The following is an 8292-nucleotide window of genomic DNA, read 5'->3' as shown; positions in this document are numbered from 1 at the left end:
TCCTTTTTCTGGTCTGTATGAATGTTAACTGTTACCTATGTGTCCGGTCATTTGTGTTACCGATGTGTCCGGGTCGGACCACGACTTCCCCTCTCCACCGCGCGCAGCGTGGGGGAGAGGGATTAAGGGTGAGGGGGTTAAATTTGTCGCGTAAGCGACTCCTTAAAAGATAATGAAATTCTTTTCATCTGGCTGGTACATTTAAACTGGATATTCGAGACAGGAAACTATTGAGGAACAGCATGAGGAATTTACATCTCAGTAGTGAAATTAGAACAAGATCTCAAAGATCTTACAAGAACGCATTAAGAGAAAGAAGGAACAACGCAAAACCATTGGAACAGATTCAATATATCCAACAGATCCAGAGGCTATGGCTGAACCCGTATTAAGTCATATTAAATTGCGTCAAAATCTGCATCGCTTTAAATGCCAGGTAATACATGGTGTAACAATTGAGTTTTCCTTACATATCATGACTTATAACTGTTGCCTTGGCTAATAGGATGGAGTCGCTAACGCGACAAATTTAAACCCCCCTCACCCTTGATCCCTCTCCCCCACGCTGCGCGTGGGAGAGAGGGGAAATGGTTCATTTTTTTTAAAATAAGAAGCGATTAGTTACTATTTTACTAAAATTGATTTATTCCAAAGCCTCGTTAGCAAGCGGAATGCTGTTTAAAATTCTGCTCACTGAGGTTCAAGACTTGAATAAACCGGTTAACTCTAAAAAATGGTACTAGGTAACACTATTCAAATGACAAAGCAGAATCGCAGTAGATTCGTTTGCATTACTTAGGATAAGATGATGTTTCATTTCTAATAACCTTTTTACTAATTCTAAGGATAAAAGGATGTTACTTAACAAAAATGATTCCCTCTTGGTGCTGGTCGATGTACAACAAAAACTGCTACCCTCTATTTCAAATAATGAAGCCTTGGTGGAACGCTGTGAATGGCTATTAAAACTGGCAAAAAAACTCGATGTACCTATTCTGTTCAGTGAGCAATACCCCAAAGGTCTGGGGTCAACTATAGAACCGCTCAATCGCTATATAGATGCAGATGATTGCATTGAGAAGGTACACTTTTCTTGCATGCAGCAACCAGATTATGTTCAAAGGTTAAGTTCATATAAGAAAACACAATTAATTCTGATTGGCATTGAAGCTCACGTTTGTGTGTTACAGACTGCTATGGAAATGAAAGACGCAGGCTATGAAGTCTATGTTGTAGTTGATGCAGTAAGCAGTCGTAAAGAATTTGATATGAAATATGCATTAAAACGGATGAAACAAGCAGGCATCCATTTGGTCACTTCCGAAATGGTATTTTTTGAATGGATAAGGGTGGCAGGTAGCCCAGAGTTTAAAGCGTTAAGTAAAGAGTTTTTACAGTAGGCAACTAAGATGGAGCATAATAGTGAATTTTGATAATCAAATTGCATTAGTAACAGGCGGTGCCTCAGGAATGGGAAAAGCATGTGCCGAGTATTTACAAAAACATGGTATGAAGGTGGTAATCTGGGACAAACAGGAGGAAAGTGATACTTCTGCCAATTTATATGTCAGTTGTGATGTAACCAGTGATGAATCAGTAGAACAGGCAATGAAAGAAACTATTGCTCAGCTAGGTATTCCCAGAGTTTGTATTAATTGTGCAGGAATTGCTCCCGCTAAACGAATAGTGGGTAAAGAAGGGGCGATGCCCTTGGCTGCCTTTAAACAGGTAATCGATGTGAATCTCATTGGTACATTTAATGTAATGAGAGTAGCCGCACATGCCATGACCGGTCTCGATATCGATAATAAATCTCAGGAACGAGGTGTAATAATCAATACCGCTTCCATAGCAGCGTTTGAAGGCCAGATAGGTCAGGCAGCATATAGTGCATCAAAGGGTGGGGTAGTAGCAATGACCTTACCAGCAGCCCGAGAATTAGCGCAGTTTGCAATTAGAGTCAATACAATAGCTCCCGGTTTAATAGCAACCCCAATGTTATTAAATATGCCTCAGGAAGTGCAGGATAATCTGGCGGCCTCAGTTACTTTTCCCAAGCGACTGGGTCGACCAGAAGAGTTTGCTTCGTTAGTAGGGCATATTATTGAGAATGGGATGATTAATGGGGAAGTTATTCGGCTTGACGGTGCCCTCCGTATGCGCTGAAGGCTGTCTGCTGAACGGCTGTCTTTGGCGCATCTTGCACGATCTCTTGAACAAAAAAATGCTCATGTACCTTATGTACACTCCGCTTTTTTTATTCAAGAGATCGTGCAACCTGCACTCAAAGCCAGCCGTTCAGTTTCTTTCTATAGTTCTTTGGTTCACCATGCATCCTCAATTGAGGAAAAAATGGTCATGTACCTTATGTACACTCCGCTTTTTTTATTCAAGAGATCGTGCAACCTGCACTCAAATCCAGCCGTTCAGTTTCTTTCTATAGTTCTTTGGTTCATCATGCATCCTCAATTGAGGAAAAAATGGTCATGTACCTTATGTACACTCCGCTTTTTTTATTCAAGAGATCGTGCAACCTGCACTCAAATCCAGCCGTTCAGTTTATGGTGTGCTTTGGCGCATCTTGCACGATCCATTGAGCAAAAAAATGCTCATGTACCTTATGTACACTCCGCTTTTTTTATTCAAGAGATCGTGCAACCTGTACTCAAATTGTAAATTCTACGTCCATCCACTTCGGCGAGTTATTTATAGAATATTATGCTTCTTGATGATGATTTGTGCTGCTTGATGAGGTTAAATCACCGTTAGAAGTATAAACACTCATGGCATCTACTTTATTTCCTGATAAGGCATTGACAATTTGTTGACGCGTATGAATATTATTAGCGATTACTTGGCCATTTATCGTATTTAAATCACGACAGATACTTAACTGTTCTATAAGTTTTGTGTTTAATCTATTTATTTCATTTGCATCATTCACCGAACAGTTTTTTAGAAACCCTTGCAAAGATAAACTGGGTGTAGTTTCAGGATGAGTGCTATTGATTAGATTGATGCGCTGTTTGGCACTTTCTTCCAGTTTGGCAGAAAGATCTTGTTTTTTCTCTGCCAGTTCTTCCAATCGGTCAAATTGTCTGGAACTAAGAACATTTTTTTCTTCGGACAACAGTAAATTCAAATTTTCTATCCAGTTAATTTCCTGTTCTAAATGGCCGATCAATTGTGCTGCATTGTTATTATTATTCATTAAATCATCCTAATATTTAAGCCATTTCTACTGTGTTAAACATGTTTTTTGCAATGTTGTTGCTGTTTATTTGATAGCTTCCAGAATTGATCTCCGCTTTAAAATATAAAACACGAGCCTCATTAATTTCAGGTACATCCTGGAGAGAAGCTTTTAGTGCTTCTAATTGTCTGGAAGTATCACTCAGATTGACGTTATCAATAGACACCGCATTATTATCGGGTGCAAAATGTTGTGCCTCTTGAGACTTGGCTTTCAGACGACTATCAGACTCAATAGGTTTCATATTGGCCGAATCATTGATATGGTTAACCATACAGATATCCTCAATCACGTTTAACATAGTTATCGGCTCCTTTTACAATTTCTTTAGTAATTTTCGGTTAATTTTTAATCTTTTTAATCACTTAAGTCATTTAAATCTAACTAATTCAATAATTTCAGTCATTTCGTCATCCTGAGCGCAGTGAAGGATCTCCCATTGCTGGTACCATGCTGGTTTCAGGAGATCGCTCACTACATTCGGGATGAGGTCTTTCTGTTTTACGAAACAGATGCATTTAAATAGCCGTTTCTACACTACATTACTACTTTTACCTTTTTATCTCCCGTAACCTGTGCGTCTATAATTCGTTTTGAGGATAGATTTTTTACTTTAACTGAATCACCGAGTACTCCTTCACCCAATGCAATTCCATCCATACTCACTGTTAAATAGTCATTAGTAGCTACTATGGTCACTTGATCGCCTCTATGAACCAGTTTTGCTAATTCAATATTAAAAGGGTTTAGAGGACTATCAGGGGAAATATCGTGTTTGCAGATCAGCCCGATTAATTCACTATTATCAGTAAAATATCCCTGTTTTAACTTTTGTGCATCCATTTCTAATGGATAAATATCATTGCTCGTAATACGACTTCCTTTCATTAATGCTCGTTTTGCGACTAGTATGGTTTTCAAAACACTTATTTTGACAGGGACGTATAGAGTCCAATGATTTTCTTCTTCCAAACATTTAATGCCCATAGTATTGGTATTAAGCAAGGGCGTTTGATAGGGGTTAAAAATTTCAAGTTTATCTTCAGCACATGCCCTGAGATTTAAGCGAGGATCCAATTGATCAGCCTGAACTTGAATTTTTCCTTCCGTATAGGTTGTTAGTTCATTTAAAACATGTGATTCAATTTTATTTTTTATTAAATCGAGCGATTGACTCGGATCTGCATATAAACAGAAGCTTGCAAAAAATGTTAAAACACCTAATATGCTCTTTTTCACAACACGAATCCTTTTTCTATTTATTTACTCATTTACTATGAGCATTGTATCCCTAGCAATAATTACGCCAATTTTCAGGAGTATAACATGAGAGACTATTTCACTGTCTACCTGCTGATTTTATTCATGTCTCTTGGGACGGCTTATTCTGAGAGTCATCATCCACAAGATTTTTTAAAATCAATTGACGGCGCAAAAGATGAAGGTGAACAGATTTACAATCATTATTGTGTCAATTGTCATGCTCAAAAACCATTGATTTCCCTTGGCGCGCCAAGAATTGGTGTCGAAGGGGATTGGAAGTTACGATTGAAACAAGGATTTGATGTTCTTTTTTTACACACCGATGAGGGATTTAATGCAATGCCTCCTCGAGGTGGATGTTTTGAGTGCACAGATAGACAGTTGGCTCTGGCATTGATCAGTATGGTACCAAAAGAAGCACAAAAAAGCCTATTAAGTGAGCTTCGAGACCACAAAAAATACAAATAGTTAAAATTTTTTATAAAAAAAGCTAAACCTATTTTGAAATCTCCCGATACAGTAAAAAAAAAGAGGGAGATATAAAGTGAAAAAACAACTACTGTTAGTTCCTGTTTGTGCTTTGGCGGCCTCTTGTGCATCCATGGATAGATCAACCGCTGTTGTCGATGATGCAGGGTATACTCATTACACTATGAGTATGGAATCAGATCATAAGGGCGCTAATTATTTTCCGGAGAAAAGGGAACCTACCGGGAAAAAAGTATTTGTGTTTGATCCTAAAGCTACTGCGTGGGCAGCATATGATGCTCAGGGTAATAGGGTGAAAACAGGTAGTGCTTCTGGAGGAAAAGATTTCTGCGAAGACGTCGGAAGACCTTGCCGAACAGTGACCGGTAACTTTAAAGTCTATTCGAAAAAAGGGGAAGATTGTAAATCGAGCATCTATCCTATAGAAACAGGTGGTGGTGCGAAAATGCCGTATTGCATGCACTTTAGTGGTGGATATTCGATACATGCTGCGTATGAAGTGCCTAATTATAACGCCAGTCATGGATGCATCCGGGTGTTACCCAGCGCTGCAAAATGGTTGAATCAGAATTTTATAGATGTTGGAACTTCTGTAATAGTTAAGCCATACTAATAATAGATTTAATAGAAAACGCTTCTCCACTACTGCCCTGTAATTTACAGGGCTTTTTTTTTGTAAATTTTAACATCAAATCCGACTTTTCACCCAGAGTCTGAACAAGAAATGATTTTCTTCTGGTGCCAGATTTTTTTGTTACTTTGATTACTTATAGAGATGTATTAAGACTTGATAATAATAGAACCACATCATACTATCGTGTTTTTTTTATTCAGAGTAGAACTAGATAATGATTTTATGTATAGATGTTGGGAATTCTCATATATATGGTGGAGTTTTTGATGGGGATGAGATAAAACTTCGTTTTCGTCACACCTCCAAAGTGAGTACTTCTGATGAGTTGGGCATATTTTTAAAAAGTGTTTTACGTGAAAATAACTGTTCTCCGGATGGAATTAAACAAATTGGTATTTGTTCTGTTGTTCCTCAATTAGATTATTCGTTGCGATCTGCTTGTGTCAAATATTTCTCTTCTGATCCATTTTTCTTACAGGCAGGGGTTAAAACTGGTTTGAATATCAAGTACCGGAATCCAATTGAGGTTGGGGCAGACCGGATTGCCAATGCTATTTCAGCAACCCATATTTATCCAAATCAAAATATTATCGTGATCGATTTTGGCACAGCGACTACTTTTTGTGTGATAACCGCTCAAAAAGCTTATCTGGGGGGAGCAATATTGCCCGGGGTTCGGTTATCTGTTGATGCTTTATCAAAAAATACTGCTAAATTACCCTCCGTTGAAATCATTAAAACGGAAAGTGTCGTAGGGCGTTCTACTATAGAAAGTATACAGTCTGGGGTTTATTACGGCGTACTGGGAGCCTGTAGGGAATTAATTCACCGAATCAATCAGGAATCTTTTGCTGGAAACAAAGCTCTAGTATTAGCTACCGGCGGGTTTGCTTCTTTATTTGATAAACAGGATTTGTATGATCATCTGGTGCCCGATCTGGTGCTTCAGGGGATACGATTGGCGGCTTTGATGAATGTATAATCGATAATTGAAATCTTGCCAGGTCGTGGTCGTTACCTCTATTGTGATGGAGGCCCAACAACGACGCACCATCTTACATTGAGAGCAAACCTGTCCTCTCTTTTTATATGGAACCGCGGCAAGCCGCGGGAGAATACTAATTTAAACACTACTCTATGCAGAGGGTCCGTTTTGATTTTTTAGTCCCTTTTCAGTTTTTTCAATAAGTTCCTCTGATTCAGTTTTAAAGAAGGTAAATCGTCCGTTTATTGCTTTATTAGCAACAGCAGCAATCAAATAAAGCACTCCCACTCCTATAATTGCAAGGACAATATTACCTAAAAGCTCCTTAACACCGCGGTGAGTTTCAAGGGTCTTACGGTTATTATTCTTATTCTCATCCAGTGAGTTTTCAAATGCAGTTTTAAGGGCAATAAAATTTTCCTTTGTAGGTTTGGCAAAATAAGCTTCTGACCTGTCATTTAATGCGGTATAAACAGCATTTGCTGCTTTATAAGCTTCTGGTTCATTTCTAATTGTCAGGTCTTCTGTCTTTGATTTCCATTGAGCAATTAAGCCACGAAGAGTTGCTATGTTTTTTTCAGCTTCCTGAATAACTTCTTGTGTAGGAGTTTCCGTCTGCTGATGTTGTTTCAATTTTTGCACCAAATGAATCTCTTCATTGACGCCATAGTCTATAATCAATTCACTATCGATAAGTACTTTATTTGCAGATATTAACATTTGTTCTTCTATAGGAATTCCTTTCTTGCGAAAAATTTCGCTTTTGAGATCTGCGATAGTATCCGTATAAGGTTTGTAAAGAATAGGAATTGTTATCCCTTCTAAAGTTTGAACGAAAACCTGAAGAGTTAACTCATCTTGTTTAGGAGTTTCCGTCTGCTGATGTTGTTTCAATTTTTGCACCAAATGAATACTGCCATTGATGCCATAGTTTTTAATCAATTGATTATCTTCAAGTGTTTTTGCTGAATAGATTAAGATTTGATCTTGTATAGGAATTCCTTCCTTGAGAAAAATTTCTCTTTTGAGATCTGCGATAGTATCCGTATTAGGTTTGCATTTAATAGGGATTGTTATCCCTTCTAATGTTTTAATGTAAAGTTGAATAGTTAACTCATCTTGGGCTTCTAATTCGGGGCGAGAATCAATTGCCTTTCCTGTTCCATTTGCTGATGATGTTTTAGTTTTTGATTTCATTATTAATCCTAAAAGTTAATTCTCTATGCTAAAAAGCCTATATCAATTAATTTATATGGCTAAAAATTAGCATTACTGAGTGTAAATTTATCGCATTTATTGTATAATATTTTTCCTATAAGATCAAGGATAAGGCACGATCTTCCTAAGATAAAATATAGCCTTGTGCAAAAGTTTAGTCGATGGTGCTGTTCTGAATTATTGGGGACGCAACACGTTTAGATGCCGTTCTCGATAGGTTCATTCATAACTTAGTCAGAATAGAACTCAATGGGGAATTCATGCGAACCCCCAAAATCATTATAGGCTGAATAGTTTTTAAAGATAATCCTCTGTGTGAGTCGTTCAAGTGATCAAATACTCCGGAATCGCTTTCTAAATGGCAACCGGAAGCAGGTATCAAGTCCTCCAGAATACACAGTCTAATTTGAAAAGCTGTTTTTAACACAATATGAGGCTGGTTTAATTGCC

10 protein-coding genes are annotated in these 8292 nt (G+C 37.9%); 6 read left to right on the top strand and 4 right to left on the bottom strand.

The features are described 5' to 3' along the window. Nucleotides 1–854: 854 nt before the first annotated feature. The 3 genes from Lqua_RS09650 to Lqua_RS18755 are packed head-to-tail and all read left to right on the top strand — an operon-like array spanning nt 855 to nt 2676. Nucleotides 855–1400 (top strand): hydrolase, encoded by a 546-nt coding sequence (locus tag Lqua_RS09650; protein ID WP_058474080.1) that lies wholly within the window; start codon nt 855–857, stop codon nt 1398–1400. Nucleotides 1401–1422: 22 nt separating this feature from the next. Next, nucleotides 1423–2166 (top strand): SDR family NAD(P)-dependent oxidoreductase, encoded by a 744-nt coding sequence (locus tag Lqua_RS09645; protein ID WP_058474079.1) that lies wholly within the window; start codon nt 1423–1425, stop codon nt 2164–2166. 24 nt (nt 2167–2190) lie between these two features. Then, complete coding sequence (locus Lqua_RS18755; RefSeq protein ID WP_058474078.1) at nt 2191–2676, top strand: hypothetical protein; 486 nt, start codon at nt 2191–2193, stop codon at nt 2674–2676. Nucleotides 2677–2716: 40 nt separating this feature from the next. Here Lqua_RS18755 and Lqua_RS09635 read toward each other — a convergent pair whose 3' ends face one another. From Lqua_RS09635 to flgA, 3 genes are all read right to left on the bottom strand, one after another. Next, entirely contained in the window at nt 2717–3211 is a 495-nt protein-coding gene (locus tag Lqua_RS09635) for a flagella synthesis protein FlgN (protein WP_058474077.1), read from the bottom strand. Nucleotides 3212–3227: 16 nt separating this feature from the next. Next, a complete protein-coding gene (flgM, locus tag Lqua_RS09630; RefSeq protein WP_083501303.1) occupies nt 3228–3554 on the bottom strand; it encodes a flagellar biosynthesis anti-sigma factor FlgM in 327 nt (108 codons plus the stop codon). Nucleotides 3555–3790: 236 nt separating this feature from the next. Further along, nucleotides 3791–4492, bottom strand: a complete 702-nt coding sequence (gene flgA, locus Lqua_RS09625; protein WP_058474076.1) for a flagellar basal body P-ring formation chaperone FlgA — start codon at nt 4490–4492, stop codon at nt 3791–3793. 87 nt (nt 4493–4579) lie between these two features. Here flgA and Lqua_RS09620 point away from each other — a divergent pair, with 87 nt between their 5' ends. From Lqua_RS09620 to Lqua_RS09610, 3 genes are all read left to right on the top strand, one after another. Continuing rightward, a complete protein-coding gene (locus Lqua_RS09620) occupies nt 4580–4984 on the top strand; it encodes a c-type cytochrome (protein ID WP_058474075.1) in 405 nt (134 codons plus the stop codon). A 76-nt stretch (nt 4985–5060) separates the two neighbouring features. Further along, nucleotides 5061–5618, top strand: coding sequence for a L,D-transpeptidase (locus Lqua_RS09615; RefSeq protein WP_058474074.1), 558 nt, complete (start codon nt 5061–5063; stop codon nt 5616–5618). Nucleotides 5619–5853: 235 nt separating this feature from the next. Further along, the gene (locus Lqua_RS09610) at nt 5854–6621 is read left to right on the top strand and encodes a type III pantothenate kinase (RefSeq protein WP_058474073.1); all 768 of its coding nucleotides are present in this window, start codon (nt 5854–5856) and stop codon (nt 6619–6621) included. A 153-nt stretch (nt 6622–6774) separates the two neighbouring features. Here the strand turns inward: Lqua_RS09610 and Lqua_RS09605 are convergent, their stop codons facing one another. Then, nucleotides 6775–7821 carry a ubiquitin-like protein gene (locus Lqua_RS09605; protein WP_058474072.1) on the bottom strand — a complete coding sequence of 349 codons (1047 nt, stop codon included), beginning with the start codon at nt 7819–7821 and terminating at the stop codon, nt 6775–6777. Between the last annotated feature and the right edge of the window lie 471 nt (nt 7822–8292).

Source organism: Legionella quateirensis (assembly GCF_001467955.1).
Classification (GTDB): Bacteria; Pseudomonadota; Gammaproteobacteria; order Legionellales; family Legionellaceae; genus Legionella; species Legionella quateirensis.
Note: the sequence above shows the minus strand (reverse complement) of the source record. Positions and strands in the feature narration are given on the sequence as shown.

What these genes read in the sequence shown, in the direction of transcription:
- Lqua_RS09650 (WP_058474080.1), top strand. Translation starts at nt 855, where the DNA reads ATGTTACTTAACAAAAATGATTCCCTCTTGGTGCTGGTCGATGTACAA.
- Lqua_RS09635 (WP_058474077.1), bottom strand. Translation starts at nt 3,211, where the DNA reads ATGAATAATAATAACAATGCAGCACAATTGATCGGCCATTTAGAACAG.
- flgM (WP_083501303.1), bottom strand. Translation starts at nt 3,554, where the DNA reads ATGTTAAACGTGATTGAGGATATCTGTATGGTTAACCATATCAATGAT.
- Lqua_RS09620 (WP_058474075.1), top strand. Translation starts at nt 4,580, where the DNA reads ATGAGAGACTATTTCACTGTCTACCTGCTGATTTTATTCATGTCTCTT.
- Lqua_RS09610 (WP_058474073.1), top strand. Translation starts at nt 5,854, where the DNA reads ATGATTTTATGTATAGATGTTGGGAATTCTCATATATATGGTGGAGTT.
- Lqua_RS09605 (WP_058474072.1), bottom strand. Translation starts at nt 7,821, where the DNA reads ATGAAATCAAAAACTAAAACATCATCAGCAAATGGAACAGGAAAGGCA.